Origin of the sequence: Kitasatospora sp. NBC_00070, from assembly GCF_045041205.1 — a bacterium.
Taxonomy (GTDB): Bacteria; Actinomycetota; Actinomycetes; order Streptomycetales; family Streptomycetaceae; genus Kitasatospora.
The window spans coordinates 7614684-7634159 of the sequence record NZ_CP108247.1 but is presented as its reverse complement, the minus strand read 5'-3'; the positions used below and the strand labels follow the sequence as shown (position 1 = coordinate 7634159).

Below are 19476 nucleotides of genomic sequence, written 5' to 3'. Positions count from 1 at the left end.
CACGACAACCCCGCCGCGAGGTCCGCCCCCTCAGCACGGCTGCCCACCGCAGCTGCCGGCTGACTCGGCGTCATAGACCACTGCCGCACCACCAAGTAACCTTCCGAAGGAAGATCGGGTGGTGAAAAAGTTGCCGGGAATGCCTCGGTGCGCTACGAACAATAGCCGCGAGCCGCGAGCCGCGAGCCGCGAGCCGCGAGCCGCGAGCCGCGAGCCGCGAGCCGCGAGCCGCGAGCCGCGAGCCGCGAGCCGCGAGCCGCGAGCCGCGAGCCGCGAGCCGCGAGCACGTCTGACGGGCTGTGTGCGATTCTGCCTTAGGGCGGAGGTGTGCGATGGAGCCTGACGGACGCGTTCTCGTCCCGGTCGGTCCCGAGGCCTGGCGTTGGCGGACCTTCGGGAGTACCAGGACCCTGGTGGTGGCCGCCAGGACCGTCACCTCGCTCGTCCGGGTGCTGGACGTGCTCCCCGCGGTGGTCCACGACGACCCCCGGGTGGCGACCGTCTTCGCCTACGATCCCTCGTCGGCGTTCAACGACGGTGTGCTCGCGCTCCTGAGGTCACTCGGCTGCCGGATGCTCCCGTGGGCGCAGCTGGAGGACATCAAGCCCGACCTGCTGCTCACCGCCAGCGAGAACATCGGTGTCCCCACGGGCGACTACCCGGTGCTGGTACTGCCCCACGGCGTGGGGTTCCAGAAGTTCGTACCGGACTCCGCAGGCCCCGGAACCCGGCTCTCGGGGCTGGTGGCGGACGAGTTGCTGACCACCCGTCGGGCCTGGCTCACGCTCTCCCACCCCGAGCAGGAGAGGCAGCTGGCCGCCGCCCGTCCGAACACGGTGGGGCGGACCGTCCTGGTGGGTGACCCCTGCTTCGACCGGTTGCGGGCCAGCGTCCGGTGGCGTGACAGGTACCGGGCCGCGTTGGGGGTGCCGGACGGTCTGCGGCTGGTGCTGGTGAGTTCCACCTGGGGTGCCGGCTCGCTCATCGCGAACCGTCCCGACCTGCCGACCGAGCTGCTGTCCCAGCTGCCGGCCGACGAGTTCCGGGTGGCCCTGGTCCTGCACCCGAACGTGTGGGCGGCGCACGGCGCCTGGCAGATCCGGAGCATGCAGCAGGCGGCGACGGAAGCCGGCCTGCTCGTGGTCGACCCGACCAACGGCTGGCAGCAGGCGCTGGTCGCCGCAGACCTGGTGATCGGCGACCACGGGTCGGTCACGCTGTACGGCGCCGCCGTCGACCGCCCGCTCCTGCTGGGCGCGTTCGGCACCGAGTCGGTGCCGCGGACGGCGGGGTACGGGCTGCGCGCGGCGGCGCGGTGGCTGGACGCCGGCCCGTTGCGGGCCCAGGTCGACGCCGCCGTGACGGAACACCGACCGGGCCGGTTCGCGCAGATCACCGCGCGGGCGTTCGCCGATCCCGGCGAGGCGCAGCCCCGTATCCGCCGGCTGGTCTACGACCTGCTCGGGCTGCCGGTCCCCGACGGCCCCGTCCGAGGGACCCATGCCTATCCCGCACCGCCGACCACCGGGGCCCCGGTCACGGCGATGTCCGTGCGGACCGTGGTCGGGCAGGCGACGGACCGGGTCGAGGTGGAGATCCGCCGGTACCCGGCCCGGCTGGCCGTGGAGGGCGCCGAGCAGGAGCACCTCTTCTGGCATCTCGCCTGCGACGTGGACGAGCCGGACCCCCGGCTCAGTGAGAGCGCGTCCGTCCTGCTCCGGGCGGGGGCGGCGGTCCCCGAGGAGACCGGGCTGGCCCGGATCGCCGGCCTGCTGGCCGACTTCCCCGGTGCGCAGCTCGCGGCGCTCGCGGTGGCGGACGGCTGCCTGCTCGGCCTCCGGGACGGCAGTGTGCTGCTGGCCACCGCCCCCTGCGGCCCGCCGCCGGATCCCGGGCTCGCGGCGGCGGGCGTCTACGCCTGCCTGCGGCTGGGCCGACGCGCCGTCAGCTCCGTCCACCTCCGGGTCGGGGAGCGTGAACAGGAACTGCGGCTGCGTCAGGTCCTGCCGCCCTCGGAGCCGTCCGCGAGGCGGGCTCGGAGCACCTCCGCACGGGGGCTGCCGCCCGCCTCGTAGATGACCAGCGCGCGCCGCAGGAGGTCGTCGACCCCGCCCGGGTCGGTGAGCAGGCCGGCCAGGTCCTCCAGGGCCTGCGCCTCGTAGTGGCGGGCACTCTGCCGGTGAAGTTCGTCGACGGCGGTGGTCAGCGCCGCGATCGCGGCCGGCCCCTCGCCGGCCCGGGCCCGGGCCCGGCCGAGGTCCGCCAGGGCCCGAGCCGCCATCCGCGTGTCCCGAAGGTCCAGGAAGCTGTCCCGGGCCGTGGTGAGCTCCCGCGCGGCGGTGCCGTGTTCTCCGGCCGCGCTGTGGGCGCAGCCGAGGAAGTACCTGGCCAGCGCCTGGCCACGGGGTTCGCCGGCCTGGATGTTCATCGCCAGGGCGGCCCGGTAGGCGTCGACGGCGCGGGCCGGGTCGTGCCGGTCCCAGTACCGCCCGAAGAACTCCTGCACCGACGCCTGCAGGACGAGGTGGCCGGATCCGGCGGCGAGCCGCTGCGCCTGCTCCAGCTGCTCCCGGGCCTGGTCGTCGCGGACGAGGTCGAGCAAGGGCCTGGACAGCAGACTGCGCAGCCGGGCCTCGGCGGCCGCCTGACCGTCCCTGGCGGCGGCCGCCGCACCGAGGTCGAGTGACTCCCGCCAGTCGGCCAGGTGCCGGTGGTGCAGGAACAGGACGGTGAGCACCTCCGCCAGCTGCCAGGTCTGCCGGTCGAAGCCGAACCGGGCCGCCGCGCGGAGCACCGTGAGCAGGTTGGCCCGCTCTGCCTCCAGCCACGCGATGGCGTCCTGCCCCGGGTCGTCCGCGCGGGCGAACGGATCGTGCGGGTCCGCCCGGCCCTCGCCCCGGTGGCCGAGGAGTCCGGTCACCTCGGTGATCCTCAGCCGGTCGGCCCGTACCGCCAGGTCGGCGAGGGTGGTGAGCACCAGGTAGTGCCCGGCCACCCGGCCGACGACCTGCCGCTCGGTCTCCGGCGGGTCGCTCTCGCGGGCCGCTTCCAGGGCATGCAGCCGGACCAGCTCGTGCAGGCGGTAGCGGCCGTCGTCGGTGCGGCTGAGCAGGCTCGCTGATTCGAGGACGTCCAGCAGATCCTGGGTCTGCGGCACGGGGAGTGCGGCGGCGACGGCCGCCAGTGCCGTGTCGAAGGTGCGGCCGGGCAGGCAGCCGAGCACCCGGTAGAGCCGGGCGGCCGGCGCCGGAAGGTCGCGGTGGGCAAGTTCGAGTGCAGCTGACACGGGGCGCTCCTCGTGGGCGGAGGATACCGAGAGCCGGCTCAACCGGCTCCGCTCGTCGGCGAGTTCGGCGGCCAGCCCGGCGATGGTCAGCCCGCCGTGGATCACCAGCCGCGCCCCGGCGATCCGCAGCGCAACGGGCAGTCTGCCGCACAGGTCGACGAGTTGGGCCGCGGCGGCCGGCTCGGCGTCGACCCGGGCCCGGCCGCACAGTCCGGCCAGCAGCTCGACCGCGCTCTGCCGGTCGAGGACGTCCAGTTGAAGCAGAGCGGCACCGGCCATCGCGAGCTCGCCCAGCCGCCTCGTGCTGGTGGCCAGGACGGCGCTGCCGCGCCCCTGCGGCACCAGCGCCGTGACCTGGCCGGGCGAGGTGACGTCGTCGAGCACCACGAGCATCCGTCGGTCGGCCGACAGGCTCCGGTAGAGGCCGGTGCGGTCGGCCAGGCCCGTCGGCAGGTACTGCTCGCTCACCCCCAGTGCTCGCAGGCACATCGCGAGGGCTTCCGAGACGTCCGCTCCGGCGCCACCGCGCAGCGCGGTGAAGTCCACGAACAACTGCCCGTCGGGGAAGGCGTCCTGACGGCGATGGGCCCAGGTGTAGGCGGCCGCGGTCTTCCCGACCCCGGGGAGTCCGCTGAAGACGCCGACGGGGCATCCCTCCCAGTCCGCCCCGGAGGTGAGCAGTCCGTCGAGATCCGCGAGCTGCTGCTGCCGGTTCACGAACGGCCGAGGCGGGCGGGGCACCTGGTCCGGCCTGCTCGGGACCGGGGCCGCCGCCGCCTGGTAGTTGAACGTGATGCCACCGTGCACCGCTCCCGCCAGGACGGCCGGACCGTTGACCGTGCCACCTGACAGACTGTTGGCGGTACCCGGCGGCCCAGTGTTCGACCTGCCGTCCTCCAGGCTCATGACCCCGCCTCTCCGGCTTGCTGACCGACAGCCACGGTACTGGACAGCGGCGCCCCGGACAGCAGGATTCCGCGTGTCCCCCGCAGGGCGCCCCCGGACGAACGCGGGCAGGACGTGTGACGGTCACCGGAACGGCCACCGTCATCCTGGCAGGCGATGCCGGAGGACTTTCGCGCGCGGGAGCGCGTCTGCGCGTTCTTCCGGCGCTCGGGGAACGGAGACCTGGTCGCCGGGCCCAGGGCCTGCGAGAGTTCTTCGCGCAGCGAGCCCGAGGCGATCGGATGAATGCGTACCGGGGGGCGGCGTGGCGCTGCGGACGAGGACCCGGAGGGACCTACCAAGGACGCATGTACATCCGGACGGGCCGAACTGCCCTGCTCAGCATCGCGATGGTCGTCTCTGCGTGTGCGGCGGCCTCCCTGTCCCCGGTTGCCGCTCCCGCGGCGGCCGTACCCGTTCCCGGGCAATCGGCAGCCGCGTCACGGCCCTGGGACGCGACCGCGACGGAACTGGACCGGGTGATCCAGCGGACGGCCACCGACGCCGGTGTCCCCGGAGTGATCGTGGGCCTCTGGAAGCCCGGACAGCCACGCTACGTACGGGCTTTCGGCGTCGCGGACACGAGCGACTGCGCCCCGATGCGCACCGACCTGAACATGCGGATCGGCAGCGAGACCAAGACCTTCACCGTCACCGCGCTGCTCCAACTCGTCGACCGCGGGCAGGTCGGCCTGGACGACCCGATCTCCGCGTACGTCGACGGCGTGCCCGACGGAGAGCACATCACGCTGCGTCAGCTCGCGGATATGCGCAGCGGCCTGTTCGCCTACAGCAAGGACGAGGGCTTCCAGCACCTGCTGGCGACCGAGCCGCACCGCCAGTGGTCGCCCAGTGAGCTGCTCGGCATCGCCTTCGAGCACCCCAACCAGTTCCCTCCCGGCACGCAATTCGACTACTCCAACACCAACACCGTGCTGCTCGGCCTGGTCGTCGAGAAGGTCACCCACCGCCCCCTGAGCGACGTGATCGGGGACCTGATCACGCGGCCGAGCGGCCTGGAGCACACCTTCCTGCCGCAGGCCGCGGAGTTCCCGCTGCCGCACGCCCACGGCTACACCGACGTGACGCCGGACGGCACGGTGGCGGACGCCACCGACTTCAACCCCAGCTGGGGCTGGGCGGCCGGCGCGATGATCTCGAACCTCGACGACATGCACGCCTGGGCGGAGAACGTCGCGACCGGCCGACTGCTGGCCCCGCAGACCCAGGCGGAGCGCCTCGACGCACACCCCACCGGCGCGCCGGGTGACGCCTACGGACTCGGCATCGACATCAACCACGGCTGGATCGGCCACGCGGGCTCCCTACCCGGCTACCAGAGCCTGACGGTCTACCTGCCCGCCCAGCAGGCGACGATGGTGATCCTGCTCAACACCGACATCCCCTCGAACGGCGAGAACCCCAGCACCCTGCTCGGCCGGGCCATCACCCGGATCGTCAGCCCGGACAACGTCTACGGCGACGCATCCGACCAGAACTGACACACAAGCCCGCCGACCGGACACTGTCAACGACGATGAGCGGTCTTCTGTCTCGTGTCCGGGTCCAGTACTGCCTGGAGCGACCGGCACATGAGCGTTCCAGCCCGTCCGGAGCGACTCCCGGTCCGGTCGGAAGCCCCCCGAGCGCGTCCGCAACCTCCACGACGCCGTCCCGGCGCAAGTCATCAAGGTCAACGCAGCGCACCCCGTCAGGGAAACCGTCACTCAACTCGCGGGCCATATCGAACACCAACACGGTCTCGCCGGTCCCTCCGATACCGGTCAGCGGCCCACCACTGCTCGGGTGGCTCTCCGTGCCCCGCAGAGTGCATTCCCGCTCAGCCAACCGGTCCTCGAAGCAGCCCAGTTCAGGCGGGGCCCGAAACGGAACAGGCCGATCCGGCGCAGCCGGTGCGTGCACGTGACGATGTACCCCGCCGATGTGCCAGGCCCGGAGACGGCACCACCCCGAGCCTGGCCACCGACGTTGTCGTACATCTCCCCCTCCACCCTGCGCCTGCCTGTGCCTCATATCTCCCAGCCGCCAACCCTCCTGACGGGGCGGTGGCACATCACAGGCAGCCCCAGGGTCCTGGGACGCGCGCATCCACAGATCAGCGGAGTACCCGCACCGGGCCACCGAGAACTCCTAGGGTGGGACCGACAACGGAACCGCACAGGGGGACATCATGGATCCGATCTCGGCAGCAGCTCTGGTGGCTCTGGCCGGAACGGTCGGCGGCGAAGCCGGCCGACAGATGTGGCAGGGGTTGTCGGCCCTGGTCCGCCGCCCCTTCAGTCATCGGGATCCCGGCGACGTTGCGGGCGCTCCTGGCATCGGCTCGGGCCAGGAAGAGCTCGCCGCGTTCGAGGCCGCCCCGGCCGATCCGGTGCGAGCGCAGCGGCTGATCACGATGCTCGAGGTGAGGGCCTCCATGGACGCCGAGTTCCGCACTCTGCTCGCCAACTGGTGGGACCTGGCCCGGACCGGCGACACCGGCGGCACGGTTCACAACCACGTCGAGGGCTCGCAGAGCGGCCCTGTCGTCCTGGGACGGGACTTCTCCAACATCACCTTCAACATCCACCCGACAGCCACCCCCACCGACTGAGAACAACCGGCGCATGGACCATTCGAGGCATCGCCTGGTGGGGCGCCCGTCCCAGCGGTAGCAGCTCGTTGCCCGGCGGATCGGCATGCGGATCGTGACGAGAGTGGCGGCGAGGCAGAGGAGAAGTCCACAACCTCGCCGCTCTTCCCGGTCCAGCGCCGAAGCTCGCCGCAGTCGTTCATCCACGAGTGGGTACGCTCGATCACCCACCGCTCGCCGGCCTGAACAGGGCCGACACGCCCCTGCGGGCGATCTCGGCGCTGAATACCAACTCAGCTTTCAGCGCACGGAACTTGGCACTGCCGCAGCCGCCGCCGAGGTTGACAATGGCGGGCACCGCGCCGACCTGTCAGGGGCGGCCGTAGCGCGCACACTTCAGGTAGGCGACGGGAGGGTGCTCCGCGCCGTTGTCGAGGCAGATGCGGACGACGCCGACTCCGGCCTGGTAGAAGGTCACGGGAAAACTGAACTTCGCGCTGGCACCGCACACCCCGTGGTCGCTGAAGTTGACCGCCACGTCGTGGTTCTGGGAGTCGACACCGAAAGCCGTGGTGCCGCGGCAGCTCGTCGCACTGACCGACTTGTGCTCGCCGGACACGACGACCTGCCGGTTGTACCAAGTGATCGTGCCCCGGGTGTACGTGTTCCCGTAGGTGACGTCGAAGGAACTGGTCGGATACGCGGCGGCCTGGGCACCAGCGGCAGGAGCCCCGAGAAGCAGGCCCGCGGTCAGTGCGGCGGTACTGAAGGCCGTGGTGAGGAGCTTGGGCATGTCGTCTCCGGAGCGTGGGACCCTGCAGGGCCAGCGGAAATGTCCGCCTCAGTATCCCCGCCCCATGCAGGGGAACACCGCACGGGAAACCCAGAAACAGGCATTCAGGCCAAACACGCCCCCGACCGGCCGCCAACACCTCAGTGTCGATCTCGTCCAGGTCCGCCAAGCCGCTCAGGTACCGGCCCAGCCCTCGGCTTTGAGGCCCGAGGCCAGGGAAATCAATCCGAGCGCTACGAGCGCTGGCCCTGCGACTGTCACCACAGGGCCTGGCCGGCAACGCGCTCCGCATCGGCGAGCATCTCTGACCTGGCCGGTTCCGCAGGCGGAAGCGCGGCGGGCCGACAACCCCGGTGGGCGGCAGCGACTTCCTCAATGCGGCGAGACAGGCCCTGCCGCAGGTGGAACCGGTCGCTGACCTCTGGAAACGTCGCGGTTCGGTGGAACGCCGCTTGTCCTCTTCGGGGCCTCTGTGCCCTTCCACGGTAGATGGCCAGCTTTGCAGGCAGGGTGGCCAGACTGTTCAGCCCCGTTGGCCGGCGCCTCTCACCCTGCTGATCGGCGCACGTACGGTAGGCGCGAGCAGCGGGTCACCCGCAGCTCGAAGCGTGACGACCGCGTCACGCCGGTGCGAACGAACGGTAGGGAACCCATGGGAGCAGGCGCGGAGCAGGTGGTGGACATGGAGACGCTCTCGGCCGCGTGGCAGGTTCGCTGGGGGACGTGCCATCCGGTTGGGCACCTCCTGTCTGAGGCGTTCAGAGAGCGGTGGGTGCGGTTCCACTACCTGCCGGGCTCGAAGCGCTACCCCGACAGCGAGGCCGAGTACCGCCTTCTTCTCGGGCGGCAGCACACAGTCCTCCGGGACCTGGGCGCTCCCGCCGAACTCATGGTCATCACCATGCAAACCCTGGCCACTACGGAGCGCAGGCACATTCACCCCCTTCGGGGCGTCGCGGCGGCTGTGCGCCGTCAACGGCCAGGCGCGGCACAACAACCTGTGTGCCATGAGGGTCAGTGTGCTGTTTCAGGAGCAGGGCGGCCAGGCTGTGTACAGGCCCGGCCGCCCCGACGTCTTCACCCTGTGGTGCCCGGGCCGTGGGGACATAGGTACCGGACGGTGTGGAGCAGGAGCAGCCGCGCGCCCTGATCGGGGCGCTCGCCGTGGCCGGCGCCTGGTGCCCGGCCGCTGCTCCGTTTCACCTGATCACACCGCCCGGGTGCACGTCACGGGTACGACGGAGCCTCCCTTCGCTGACCGAGGTCAGGGAAGGGAGGCTCCGTCGTACCCGTGTACCGACCGTCAGGTCAGATGCTCAGCACCTGGCCGGGCAGGATCAGGTCGATGTCGCCACCGATGACCGCGGAGTTGTCGGTGTAGAGGGTGTTGACGTTCACGCCGTGGGCGGCGGCAATGGCGTTCAGGGTGTCACCGCTCTTGACGGTGTAGCTGCCACCGGTGCTCTTCTGCACGGGGGCGGCCGGAGCAGCCGGGGCGGTCTTCTCGACGGGCTTGCGCTCGGTGCCGCGCGAGGCCGCCGAGGTGTCGTTCTTCGGAGCGGCCTTGGTGGTCTGGTCCGCCGACTTGGTGGACTTCGCCGGGGCGGCGGCCGCGGAGGTGTCGACCTGGGCCGCGGAGCCGCCCTTGGTCAGGCCGGCCTTGACGGAGCAGACCGGCCAGGCGCCGGGGCCCTGGGAGGCGAGCACCTTCTCGGCGACGGCGATCTGCTGGCCCTTGCTCGCCTGGTCGGCGGAGCCGGCGTACTGGGTACCGCCGAACGCGGCCCAGGTGCTCGGGGTGAACTGCAGGCCGCCGGAGAAGCCGTTGCCCGTGTTGATGTTCCAGTTGCCGGTGCTCTCGCACTGGGCGACGGCGTCCCAGGTCGAGCTTGACGCGGCAGAGGCCGAAGTGGCCGTGACGAGGCCCGCCACCGGGAGAGCGGCCACAGCGCCGCCCATCAGGACCATCCGCAGGCGGTTGCGCTTGGCGGAGGTGGTGGCAGTGGTGGTCTCGTTACGGAAGGTCATACAGATCCTCTCGGAAGCCCCGGGTGGACAGCACGGAGCGGCCCCGCACGGGGGTGTACTCCGGGATGTCGCACGCAGCGGGCGGCTGCTCACGTGTCCGACGCGGACTGCCGCCCCGGTCACCTTCACCGCGTATACCCGGCCGCCTCGTGGGCGGGGGCTGCGGGTGGTGGACCCGGGTGGTGCGCTGTGCACTGGTTACGAAGCTACGAGCCATCGGGGGCTCCGGGCAAGCATTTCGGTGAAAGGGCAGCTCAGAGCGGGGTTACCGAAGGTACGGCCGGGACCGGACCCCCGATTTCAAGGGCCTGGCAGGTCCTCCGGACGATCGTTCAGGGCCCCACTGTGCCCGCCGTCACCCCTCGCGGCTGGTGACGCCGGGCACATCGTCGACCCAGCGCGAGGACGCGGGCACGGATGGTCGGATTCGCGGTGATCACGGCGGCGCCCGCAGTGGCCGCCCTCACAACCGTCTCCCCGGAGCCCGGTCAGGGAGTGCGGTCGCCATGCTGGAGTGTCCTTCTGGTCTCGGATCGGGAGGGCCCGGGACGTGGCCGGTTTGCTGTGAGAGGCGTTGGCCGTGCCCCGGGAGATCCGCAGTGCTGCGTGCAGGAAGTGGGTCAGCCCGGGTAGTCGTCTGCGGTGTGGCGCTGCAGGCCGGTGACGTGGGAGGCGGGCATCATGAGCTCGCCGTCGGTGTGGCGGTGGAGCACCAGCGGGAACGGCTGGTCGGGCTGTCCTCGTCCATTGGGTTCCCTTCGGGCGGTCTGGGCTTTCGGTCAGGGCGGAGCGCGTCCAGCAGGGTGGTCTGCTGGGCCGTCAGCTTGCCGTCGGTGCGGGCCTTGTCCAGCTTGCGCAACCACGCGCCGGGCCGGAACACCGGGCCCGCGTCGCCGCCGGTGCGGTTGGCGGGGCGGCATCAGGGAGTGCCCTGCCCTCGACCCGCCGCCACGGGCACTGCCGCCGCCAGTGCGAGCCCGGAATACGAGTCCGTCCGTGACCAGCCGCGTACGTGCGGCCCGAAACCCGCGCCGCTCGTGGGCCCAGACCCTCCTTCAGGTGCGGCGACGGGATGGGCCGGCCGACCAGGACGTCGACCGACCTCTTGCCGTGGTCAGTTCGTCGTGGCATCCAGCGGGATGGCGACCGCGGCCGGTTGCCTGCGGCGTACGGGCTCGAGGTGGCGCCGGTCTGTCGTGGTAGCCGGCGTCGGCGACGACGGGCGCGGGCAAATGGCTGCTTCCCGGCCGGTGGTGGTCGGTGCCCCATGGTCGTTGATCGAAACGGCGAGGACGTAAGGGTGAATCGGTGGTGCGGCCCTGCGGCCGGGGACGAGCGGGCGTGAGCCACGGTCCATGGCGGTGTTCATCGAGTCACGGCTGTCGATCCACTCCCGCAACAGGTCAGCGAACGGCCCAGGGCAGCGGATGTCGCGGGTCACCGAGCCGGAGGAGCACCTCACCGCCCGGGTGACGTCGTCGAGGGCGGGTCACACGACTCGGGCACGTGGCTCAGCACCGATACATAACGCGGGCTGCGGCCACTCGGATCCCGGCGACAGGTCACGGCCGATGACGAGGCGAGCGAGGCTGCGAAGCCCGGCCCGGCGGACTCGGATCGCCACCGGAGGCGTCCGGGCCGCCGGGATCGAGGTCGGCGCGGTGCGTGCCGACCGGGCCCCGCCGGTGACTGCCAATGCCTATGGCTGGCAAGACGGTTGGCGGCGCGCCCGGCCGGACAGGGAGCGTCGGACGCGCCGCCGCCGGTCAGGCCGAGGGGTGGGTACAGAGGGTGCTCTGCTGCTCCGGGGCCAGCGCCGGGGCGGTGGTGACGCAGACGATGCTCAGCTCGTTGGTGACCACCTTCGGGGTGGTGAGCACGGCCGGGCCGGAGCGCAGGGCGGTGGTCGAGGCCACCGTCAACCACGGGCTCCCCCAGGCGCGCTGGGTCTTGAGTTCAACCTTGGCCAGGACCGGCTGACCGGTGGTCGACGTGAGCCGGGCGAGGCCGGCGAGACCGGCGGCGTCACGTTCGTGCCAGACACAGGGTTGGCCGGTCACCGAGGCATCGGTGGTGCAGGTGACCGGGCCCGTGATCGTGGCAGGGGCGGCGAAGGCTGTGGCGGGTACGGCGAGAAGGGTGGTCATACCGACAGCAACGGCTGCGATGCGGGTGCGCATAACGGTGTACTCCCTAGGAATTGAAGGCTTTTGGCCCGTTGGGGTGAGTCTTGCACACCGTGCACGGATCATCACTGTGTGGAGCGTCACACGGCTCGTAGTCGAGTAAACACCCAGGGCTACCGGGATGGACGGGCCGCGTCAACCGAGCGACAGGAGCCGCCAGACATCCGGCGCCTCCCTGCCCGGACCACCCGCTCAGCGGTGCCGAGGCGCCTCCGGGAATGCGATGTCACCCCGGGGCGCCCGCGAACTCCGGAAGATCATCAACAAGCTTGACACTGCCTACACCCTCCCCCTGCCGCCGTATGACGGAGGCGGAGGCGGAGGTTAAGACGCAAGCTCAGAGGAGGCATTGCGCGAGGTGCGTCGGCGGCCGGGCGCGGCACCCTTCCAGGAGTTGTCCGAGATCGTTTCCGGCCCGCTGACGCAACCTTCGACGCCCGGAGTGAGCTGTCGCAGATGGCGCACGGTCGCCTTCGACAGCCGCAGTTCCCTGAGCAACCCGACAGCCGGCGCCTCCGCAATTCCCCGGGAAAAACCCGTCACCACCGAGGAATTCCACTGACGCCAACTCAGAGCACGCCGGACCACCGGATGGGCTCGAAGGTGGCCCGGTCCGGGACGAACTCGACCTGGACCAGGCCGAAATCGGCGGACTGAAGCGCGAAGGTGCGATTGCCGACCACCTGCTGACCGGGTTACAGGGTTCCGTCGATCGACATGTGGCTCCCGGGACCACCGTAGAGGTCCTCGGCGTCGCCGTGCGGGCCCTTGGGGTAGAGCAGGCCCGCGCGCATGGTGCGCGGCTCGGCCGTGCTGTTGACCACCGCGACCGCCACCCGGACGGCCTGCACGCCAGACTCGGCGGAGGGGACGTTCAGGCGCGGGGCCCCCGTCTCCGGCTTGGCCACGGTGGTCTTCAGGCCGTCGGCGGTGGTGTAGCTCTGACCGAAGGTCAGCTGACGGGCCTTCTCGGCGGCCACCCGGCGCTGCTGCTCCGCCCGGTCCGCCTGGACGGACTTGTAGACCGCCATCCCCACGAAGGTGCCGACTCCGCCCGAGACCAGCAGCGCGAGCACCCCGAGGATGCCCCGGCGGCACAGCCCCAGCCCAAGCACACCGAGCACCACCGCGACCAGGGCGGGAAGCCAGGCGAGCCAGAAAAGGATCACCGTGAGCGCCAGCATGCCGAGCACCATCGCGGCAATGCCCAGCCCGTTCCGCGGTTCAGGGCCAGGCACCGGATGTGGCGACCAGAGGACGGGGGGCAGGCACCGGGTACGGCGCCGCCGGCGCCTGGGCGGAGTCCGCTGCCGGGGCATGCCAGGGATCGGTGGACTCCGGCGGCGGGGCTTGGGTGGTCACGTGCAGTCCTTCAGGTGATCCCTGATCGGACGGACGAACGTATCAGTCACATGAACGGCACATCTCCGCTGCCCCGCCCCTGCCGCTTCGGTCCACCCCCTGACCGACCTGGCCGCCCGCTGCGCGGGACCATGCCTGATGTGAGCTACGGACAGGTAGTCACAGGCTGATGCGGCCACACGTCCATGGAAGTGCGGGTCCAACGTCAGCACTCCAGCCCGGCTACACCGCCCCGCCCTGCGGCTCTTACCCCGAGCAGCCGCTGACATGAAGCCGCATCCCGCTGACACCGCACCCGAACATCACAGGGTGAGGCCCTCCAGCGACTGCATCGCACGCGTCCAGTGGGAAACGGGAACTAACCTCTGCCTGACAGATAACCATCAGAAACAGTGCAGCTGGCCGGCGGCAGCGTCTGGTGCCGGTTGATCTTCAGCGGCGCTCTCCATAGGGTCAGGGCCTGCCGGTGGCCCGTCAGTGGATTCGCCTGCACCGCCGCCCCCGCCTGGCCGATGATGTTGTCCGCCTGGCGGAGAGTTGGCTCGGCCGGACCGGGGATGGGCCCGTCCATGGAAATCATCAGCGGCCCCGGCCTGCGCGGCCGGCCGTGGCCCGAGCTGATGCCCGACCACCAGCCCGTCCTGGTTTTTCCCGCTGACGTGGGTCGCCCGCTGGTCCTCGAAGACGGCTGGGCCGAGCGCGGCACCACGCCCGCGCTCGCGACCGGCCCGCATCCGGGCTGGTCGGCCGTTCTCGACGGCTACCGGCTGACCGTCCGCCGGCCCGGCGGCCCGGCCTGGTTCGACGGTGAGGTCGCCGCCACCCGCGAGTGGAGCCGCTCGGGCCGGGCGTACCGCACCATGCTGCTGATCACCGGCCCGTTCACCAGCGTCTTCGACTTCCAGCCCACCGCCGCAGCCGGCTGGCTTCTCCTCATCACACCGATCCGGCTCACCAACGGCGGTGTGATCCCGCGCGGCCGCCACCAGGCGGATGCGAAGCTACTACCCGATCTGTAGGTGGCTAGGGTGGTGCTTCTCATACAGGGCCAGCAGGTCCTCGTGCCGGCTGGCCTCGTGCAGCTCCTGGGCTTCCTGTTCTTCGCCAAAAGGCACTAAACCCAGACGATCAGGGCAGAGCGCGGACAGGTCCTGAGCAGCGACGAAAGGGAGACCAGCTGAGTCAGGCGCCAGAAACGCCGGCCCGGCGCGTCCTTCATGGCTGTCGGACACCGTGAACCACCCGGGCCTCACCTCGGCCAGCAGATCCCCCAGGCTCTCGACCGCCACCCGTAGCTCCTCGTCCGTGGGGTCGACAGGCGCAGGCAGACTCTGTCCGTAGCAACGCAGGCGCCAGAAGTCGAAGACCTCCGCCGCGTCGACGAAGTCCACATCGATGTCGATCCCGCCCGGGCCTGTCATCCGACAGCCCGCACCGTGAACCAGGTACGAGTACTTGCCGGCCTCACCGCCGCGGCTGACCTGTCCCGAGCGGGCGAGCACCAGCACATCAGCCAGCCGCTCCAGCGAAGGGAACGCCTCCCGCATCGCGGCGCCGGCCGCGCCGAGATCGCTGACGAAGCCGAGCACCAAATCTCGCGACGAGTGCGCTGACACCGCATCACTTCCCAACCTCCGCAACGCATCCTCCCCGGCATCATCACGTGATCGAGAACCGCTCGCCCTTCCCTGCAGCAACACCGTGGAGGTCAGCCTCGGCCTGCTCATCACCAACAGCCGCAACAGACGAGCCGACATCCCCACCACCCACGCCACCCATCTCACCGAACTCGGCATCCGCTGGAGTAGCCGATGCCCCCGGCCGGGCTGTGTGCGACATGGGGTTCCATAGCGCACCAAGAGGCGGGCCCGTCAGTCCTCTTCCGGCTCCATGAGCGCGTCGATGAGAACGGGGCAGTCCTCCTCACGGAGCAGACGCTCCAGACCACGGCGCCCCACAGCCCACCTCCCGCACTCCCCGGGCACACCACCCATCCGTCCACCAACAGCACGCAACCTGCGACCTGCTGGGAGCCCGACACCAGGCCCCCGAGAAGCTGTCGCGCCCGGACCAACTACGGGGGGATGTGCCCACCCGTGCAGGTCACAGCCCGCGACAGCCTTCAGCAACAGGGGTCGCGACAACCCGCCGCGGAAGGCCCCGGACGGCGCTGCTCAGGCGATGCGATCCTTGGCCGGGTAGAGCTTGGCGTGCTGCACCCGGAGCGTCCACCACGGGTCGGCCGGAGCGGAGACGCGAGCGGCCAGCTGCGCACGCAACGGCCCGAGCGGGTCGTAGATCTCGGGGAGCAGCCCGCCGATCGGTTGCCCGCGACGGACTGCCGCGCCTTCGTCGTCGGTGCCCCCAGCTTCAGCACCTGCGCTGTCGGTGTCGTCCTGCGGCTCGTCTTCGTCGTCCTGGTGTTCCGGGTCGTCCGTGGTCATCAGGATCCCGCATCCGTCCGGCACCGGCTTCGGATTCTCGAGACGCGACACCCCCGAGCGCATGACCCGGGACCGACCAGTCAGCGGACGAAGGTGAGCACCGTCTCGTTGACCGCCATCGCGTGCTGCGCGGTCAGCGCCGACCGCCGCCGATGCGGCGGTCGTCGGCCAGCGCGGTCAGCGGGCCGTACTCGCAGGCAAGCTGGTTCCACGTGAGAACCTCACCACAGCGCGCCGGGAACTCCTGCGGGTTGAACTCGGGCATGGTCCAGGTGCCAGTGCCCCGGTCCCGCAGCCACAGGTCCCCGTCGGTCCCGCAGCCACAGGTCCCCGTCGCCGTCGACCACAGTCGGCGGGGCCGGTACGGGCTCGGCCTGATCGACGGGCTCCCAGGTGACCCGGCCCGGGTGGGAAACGCGGCGCAGCTCGGTGGTGGCCAGCCGCGCGGCCAAGTCACGGGTGGACTCTTCGGCGTCCTTGACCGACGCCAGTCGGAATGCGTCGTCAAGTACGGGCAGGGCTGGATTCTTGCTGCGCTTTGAACTCATACGCTGACTACCTCCGGTGGGGGCGTCACATCCGTTATGGCACCCCATGGGGAACACGATATCCGAGGCGGGAGCCGGGCCGAATACGACCACTGTCCAGGTGGAGGCGCTGGAAGACACCGGACGGTGGGGCTGGGTGGCTGGCTGGTCCTGGACGTGGCGCAACCCGCGGTGGTAACGCCCAGACATGGCGGTCCGGGTCTGAGAAGGTGAGGCCCCCGGGGACGCACGGACATCGGGGCCCTGGGTCCGGCCCACCCGGTGCCATAGGTGGCCTACCGATCCGCGGCGGTTTGCGCATTCGGCTGACCGGTGGGCAAAGCACCGTGTCAGCAGCGGTGACGCGGTCCCAGGCTGCGCCTCGATCCGCGCCTGGTGCCGGGCGGGGTCCAGAACGAGGAGGTCGCGTTGCAGGTCGACGACGGCCGCTCGCCGACGGGCGCGCTGACCCTCGCTCAGACCAGAAGGGGCCTGTGTGGTGAACAGGTCGAGGTCGGCCAGGTGGGATCATCCGGTCACCGCTCCCACCTGGCGGGATCACGCGCACCCCTGCCGGACCCAGTTAGCCGGGGTCGGCTCAGGGTCGGCCGTGCGCACAGCGCCATGCTGTCTTCGACTGTTCGAGTACCCGTGCTCCCGAAGAACGCCGTACTCGTCGAACGCTCCTGGGCGCAGGCTGCCGCCCTGACCGAGGTCAGGCCGATTGTTCTTCGCGCGGGTGCCCACCGCATCCCGCTGCACCGGCCGATGCTGCGAACAGGAGGTCCCTACATCGAGCTCGCGTTCCTGCCTGTGGCTGTTGGCTACGGCGTCGTCCTCGACGGCACTCTTCCCAGATTCCGGCTCACCGCGGCGGAGCTGACGGAACTGGGCCACCAGCTCTACACCCTGCTCGCGAAGTTCCACGGATACGTCGCCGCCGTGGTCGGCTGGGATCCGGAATCCCTTGTGGACCCCGTTGACCTCAAGACCGACTGCACGGACGAACTCAACGACGGCACCATCCACGGGCTCGTCCTCTGCGAGAGCCTCCACAGCCAACTCGGCCTGGGCGCCGACTACGTCGAGTTCCTGCCCGGATATCGATGGATACCGTACCGGGGGCAGAAACCCGGCAGCCTCACCGCCGGGAAGGACCGGTGAATCCCGGCGCGCTTCCCGTTGGCCTGCTCTTCAGCCGATGACAGAAACGCAGCCCGGTACGCAAAGCCCAGCCTGTACAGGGCGGGCACAGTCCGTCCGCGTCAGTGGTGGCAGGCAACCGGGGGTCACTGCGGTCGTGTCTGAGGAACTGTCACGGTCCGTATCATCGAGACCGGCGCCGGCTCCCGCCGCTCGCCTCCACCACCGCCAAGCACAAGGCAGCAACCTCGTGACCCGCCACCGTCAGGCCCGCCACAGCGCAATGCCCCGGGCAGCGGCATGCCCGAGATGAGCACGCCCATCGGCGTGGTGTTCGTCTTCGATCAGGAGGAGGACGCCATGGTGTTCACGTCCATGACTGATGCCGCCTGCTGGATGGAGGCCGTCGACGTCGAGGCCGGCGAATACACCGCGGCCTTCACCGTCGACGGTCACATCATCACGATGACCGGCAGGGGCGAGGTGGTGGTCCTGGTTCGAACCGACCAGGAGAACCATGCCGACCTCGAACGGCGGCTCGCCCGCCACTGGCACTTGAACGGCCTGGGTCAGACCCCGTCAACCCCTGCGGAGGCGGCCCGCCTGCTGTTCGACCGGCAGAACGAGCCCAGGCCCACAGTCTTGCGACGCATCACCACGTGGTGGCGAAAAAACCGGATCGGATGAGAAGTAGCAGGGGGTCCAGCGCCGGGTGTCGACGTGCAGGTGAACATCGTGTCGGCCGGCGGGAGCTACGGTGGCTGCCACAAGCCGCGTGATAGCGTCGCTCCCTTCTCCGGTAGGCCGGATGAGGTCCCCAGCAGGTGCCCGTGACCACGCCTTCCCAGCAACTCCAGATCGCTCTTGACGCGCTCGACGCCGCCTTCGCGCCGCTGTCCGAATCCCCGTTCGCCGTCGGCGGATGCACCTACTGCTACACCGGCACCGATCTCGAAGCCCTCTCGGGCCCCGCACACCAGGTACCGGACGACTTGATCTCCTCCGTCGCCGCCGAAGCAACCGACCACTGGGACAACTTCTCCGCCCTGTACCGCCGAATGACACCGCAGATCGTCCGCCTCCTGGCCGCGGGCCAGCTGCACATCGACCACGGGCTGGTCGCCTCCCGATTGCTCGAGGCAGGCTGGCGGGACTGGACCGCGCCGGAGCAGCAGGCGCTGGAGTGCGTCTGGGGCGCCTGGTGGCGGTCGGCCCTGCACGAGTACCCCGGCACCGACCGCGTCGCCGGGGTCCTGAAGACGATCTCCGTCAGCACGGGAAGCCTCTCGCCGTGGCTGGTCCTCTGGGCCGAAACTCGCACCGAGGCGGCCGACCGCCACCTCGGCGACGCACTCGGGGGCTGGCTCGTCGGGTGGGGGCTCGCTGATCTTCGGCTCGGCTTCTACGACGAACTGGCAGCTGGACCAGAGCTGTTGAGCTGGCTGCTCTCTCTGGAAGAAGGCCGCATCGGCGCCGCCCAGCTCTTCGAGGTCGAACGCATCGCCTACAGCTGAGGCTGCGGCTGCGGCTTGGCAAGGATGTCACCTGCCCGCCGGTGGTCAGAAAGAACCCCCGGGTGCTGTGGAGGCCCGGCAGTGTTCACCGGCATCGGCGGCCGCCGGGGCGGCGTGGGCGTGCGGAGCGCGGGCGGGCCGGGGCGTCGGCGGGGGCCGGGTCCCGGCCTCGGCGGCCTGCCGCGCGGCAGCTTCCAGACGTTCGCGGTCGGCTTCGCGGCGTACGCGCAGCAGTTGCAGGCGGTCGGTGATGCGGGCGGTGCGATAGAGGTCGAGGGCCTGGGAGAGGTGCTGCCACTCGGGGGGCGCGGTCGTCTTCGGGGCTTGGCCGAGCGGGTCAGTGCCGGTAATGCCCTGGCGCAGCCGCCAGTCGGCAACGGCTGTCACCAGACGTCGGTAGAGGTGTTGGTGGCCGGTGTCTTCCTCGTCGGGGACGGGGACCTGCTCGATCCACTTCTGGGGGGCTTTCTGTCCAGCCAGGGCGGCGGGCAGGGCGTCCTGGCCCAGTCGCTCGGCCTGGGGCAACGGAAGCGGCGGCGCTGGGCAGCGCTGCGCCGGCGCAGTGGCGGATGCGGCCCGGCGCCGGTACGTGGAGCTGCCTCGCAAGGCTCAAGTCCCCAGCGGGTGAGCTGTTCGGTCGGGACCAGCGGCGGGG

The 19476-nt window shown here is 70.7% G+C and carries 17 protein-coding genes; 7 read left to right on the top strand and 10 right to left on the bottom strand.

Annotated elements, in window-relative coordinates; translation table 11 throughout:
* Positions 1-332: 332 nt before the first annotated feature.
* The gene (locus OHV05_RS34720; RefSeq protein WP_405021290.1) at positions 333-2075 is read left to right on the top strand and encodes a hypothetical protein; all 1743 of its coding nucleotides are present in this window, start codon (positions 333-335) and stop codon (positions 2073-2075) included.
* On the opposite strand, the gene OHV05_RS34715 is transcribed toward OHV05_RS34720, so the two are convergent.
* On the bottom strand, positions 1997-4192 hold the full coding sequence (locus tag OHV05_RS34715) for an NB-ARC domain-containing protein (protein WP_405021289.1): 2196 nt from the start codon (positions 4190-4192) through the stop codon (positions 1997-1999). The genes OHV05_RS34720 and OHV05_RS34715 overlap by 79 nt on opposite strands.
* 518 nt (positions 4193-4710) lie before the next feature.
* Here OHV05_RS34715 and OHV05_RS34710 point away from each other — a divergent pair.
* Positions 4711-5733 (top strand): serine hydrolase domain-containing protein, encoded by a 1023-nt coding sequence (locus tag OHV05_RS34710; RefSeq protein WP_405021288.1) that lies wholly within the window; start codon positions 4711-4713, stop codon positions 5731-5733.
* 689 nt (positions 5734-6422) lie between these two features.
* A complete protein-coding gene (locus tag OHV05_RS34705) occupies positions 6423-6845 on the top strand; it encodes a hypothetical protein (RefSeq protein ID WP_405021287.1) in 423 nt (140 codons plus the stop codon).
* Between the two features lie 202 nt (positions 6846-7047).
* Here the strand turns inward: OHV05_RS34705 and OHV05_RS34700 are convergent, their stop codons facing one another.
* From OHV05_RS34700 to OHV05_RS34680, 5 genes are all read right to left on the bottom strand, one after another.
* Positions 7048-7182, bottom strand: coding sequence for a hypothetical protein (locus tag OHV05_RS34700; protein ID WP_405021286.1), 135 nt, complete (start codon positions 7180-7182; stop codon positions 7048-7050).
* 12 nt (positions 7183-7194) lie between these two features.
* The gene (locus OHV05_RS34695; protein WP_405021285.1) at positions 7195-7617 is read right to left on the bottom strand and encodes a hypothetical protein; all 423 of its coding nucleotides are present in this window, start codon (positions 7615-7617) and stop codon (positions 7195-7197) included.
* Between the two features lie 1308 nt (positions 7618-8925).
* Entirely contained in the window at positions 8926-9645 is a 720-nt protein-coding gene (locus OHV05_RS34690; RefSeq protein ID WP_405021284.1) for a transglycosylase family protein, read from the bottom strand.
* Between the two features lie 1766 nt (positions 9646-11411).
* Positions 11412-11792: a hypothetical protein gene (locus OHV05_RS34685; RefSeq protein ID WP_405021283.1), complete on the bottom strand. Its 381-nt coding sequence runs from the start codon at positions 11790-11792 to the stop codon at positions 11412-11414.
* Between the two features lie 734 nt (positions 11793-12526).
* Positions 12527-13015 carry a hypothetical protein gene (locus OHV05_RS34680; RefSeq protein WP_405021282.1) on the bottom strand — a complete coding sequence of 163 codons (489 nt, stop codon included), beginning with the start codon at positions 13013-13015 and terminating at the stop codon, positions 12527-12529.
* Between the two features lie 747 nt (positions 13016-13762).
* Here OHV05_RS34680 and OHV05_RS34675 point away from each other — a divergent pair.
* Positions 13763-14212 carry a hypothetical protein gene (locus OHV05_RS34675; protein WP_405021281.1) on the top strand — a complete coding sequence of 150 codons (450 nt, stop codon included), beginning with the start codon at positions 13763-13765 and terminating at the stop codon, positions 14210-14212.
* Here the strand turns inward: OHV05_RS34675 and OHV05_RS34670 are convergent.
* From OHV05_RS34670 to OHV05_RS34660, 3 genes are all read right to left on the bottom strand, one after another.
* Positions 14198-14950, bottom strand: coding sequence for a DUF6896 domain-containing protein (locus tag OHV05_RS34670; RefSeq protein ID WP_405021280.1), 753 nt, complete (start codon positions 14948-14950; stop codon positions 14198-14200). The two genes, OHV05_RS34675 and OHV05_RS34670, sit on opposite strands and share 15 nt — an antisense overlap.
* Positions 14951-15367: 417 nt before the next feature.
* Positions 15368-15688 carry a hypothetical protein gene (locus tag OHV05_RS34665; RefSeq protein WP_405021279.1) on the bottom strand — a complete coding sequence of 107 codons (321 nt, stop codon included), beginning with the start codon at positions 15686-15688 and terminating at the stop codon, positions 15368-15370.
* Between the two features lie 82 nt (positions 15689-15770).
* Entirely contained in the window at positions 15771-15902 is a 132-nt protein-coding gene (locus OHV05_RS34660; protein ID WP_405021278.1) for a hypothetical protein, read from the bottom strand.
* 691 nt (positions 15903-16593) lie between these two features.
* Between OHV05_RS34660 and OHV05_RS34655 the strand changes: the two genes are divergently transcribed.
* From OHV05_RS34655 to OHV05_RS34645, 3 genes are all read left to right on the top strand, one after another.
* Positions 16594-17328 carry a hypothetical protein gene (locus OHV05_RS34655; RefSeq protein ID WP_405021277.1) on the top strand — a complete coding sequence of 245 codons (735 nt, stop codon included), beginning with the start codon at positions 16594-16596 and terminating at the stop codon, positions 17326-17328.
* 288 nt (positions 17329-17616) lie between these two features.
* Positions 17617-17994, top strand: a complete 378-nt coding sequence (locus OHV05_RS34650; RefSeq protein ID WP_405021276.1) for a hypothetical protein — start codon at positions 17617-17619, stop codon at positions 17992-17994.
* A 137-nt stretch (positions 17995-18131) separates the two neighbouring features.
* Complete coding sequence (locus OHV05_RS34645; RefSeq protein ID WP_405021275.1) at positions 18132-18821, top strand: hypothetical protein; 690 nt, start codon at positions 18132-18134, stop codon at positions 18819-18821.
* Between the two features lie 45 nt (positions 18822-18866).
* Here the strand turns inward: OHV05_RS34645 and OHV05_RS34640 are convergent, their stop codons facing one another.
* Entirely contained in the window at positions 18867-19346 is a 480-nt protein-coding gene (locus OHV05_RS34640; protein ID WP_405021274.1) for a hypothetical protein, read from the bottom strand.
* Between the last annotated feature and the right edge of the window lie 130 nt (positions 19347-19476).

What these genes read in the sequence shown, in the direction of transcription:
- OHV05_RS34685 (WP_405021283.1), bottom strand. Translation starts at nt 11,792, where the DNA reads ATGACCACCCTTCTCGCCGTACCCGCCACAGCCTTCGCCGCCCCTGCC.
- OHV05_RS34680 (WP_405021282.1), bottom strand. Translation starts at nt 13,015, where the DNA reads ATGCTGGCGCTCACGGTGATCCTTTTCTGGCTCGCCTGGCTTCCCGCC.
- OHV05_RS34715 (WP_405021289.1), bottom strand. Translation starts at nt 4,192, where the DNA reads ATGAGCCTGGAGGACGGCAGGTCGAACACTGGGCCGCCGGGTACCGCC.
- OHV05_RS34670 (WP_405021280.1), bottom strand. Translation starts at nt 14,950, where the DNA reads ATGTCGGCTCGTCTGTTGCGGCTGTTGGTGATGAGCAGGCCGAGGCTG.
- OHV05_RS34690 (WP_405021284.1), bottom strand. Translation starts at nt 9,645, where the DNA reads ATGACCTTCCGTAACGAGACCACCACTGCCACCACCTCCGCCAAGCGC.
- OHV05_RS34660 (WP_405021278.1), bottom strand. Translation starts at nt 15,902, where the DNA reads ATGCCCGAGTTCAACCCGCAGGAGTTCCCGGCGCGCTGTGGTGAGGTT.
- OHV05_RS34650 (WP_405021276.1), top strand. Translation starts at nt 17,617, where the DNA reads ATGAGCACGCCCATCGGCGTGGTGTTCGTCTTCGATCAGGAGGAGGAC.
- OHV05_RS34695 (WP_405021285.1), bottom strand. Translation starts at nt 7,617, where the DNA reads ATGCCCAAGCTCCTCACCACGGCCTTCAGTACCGCCGCACTGACCGCG.
- OHV05_RS34675 (WP_405021281.1), top strand. Translation starts at nt 13,763, where the DNA reads ATGGAAATCATCAGCGGCCCCGGCCTGCGCGGCCGGCCGTGGCCCGAG.
- OHV05_RS34705 (WP_405021287.1), top strand. Translation starts at nt 6,423, where the DNA reads ATGGATCCGATCTCGGCAGCAGCTCTGGTGGCTCTGGCCGGAACGGTC.
- OHV05_RS34720 (WP_405021290.1), top strand. Translation starts at nt 333, where the DNA reads ATGGAGCCTGACGGACGCGTTCTCGTCCCGGTCGGTCCCGAGGCCTGG.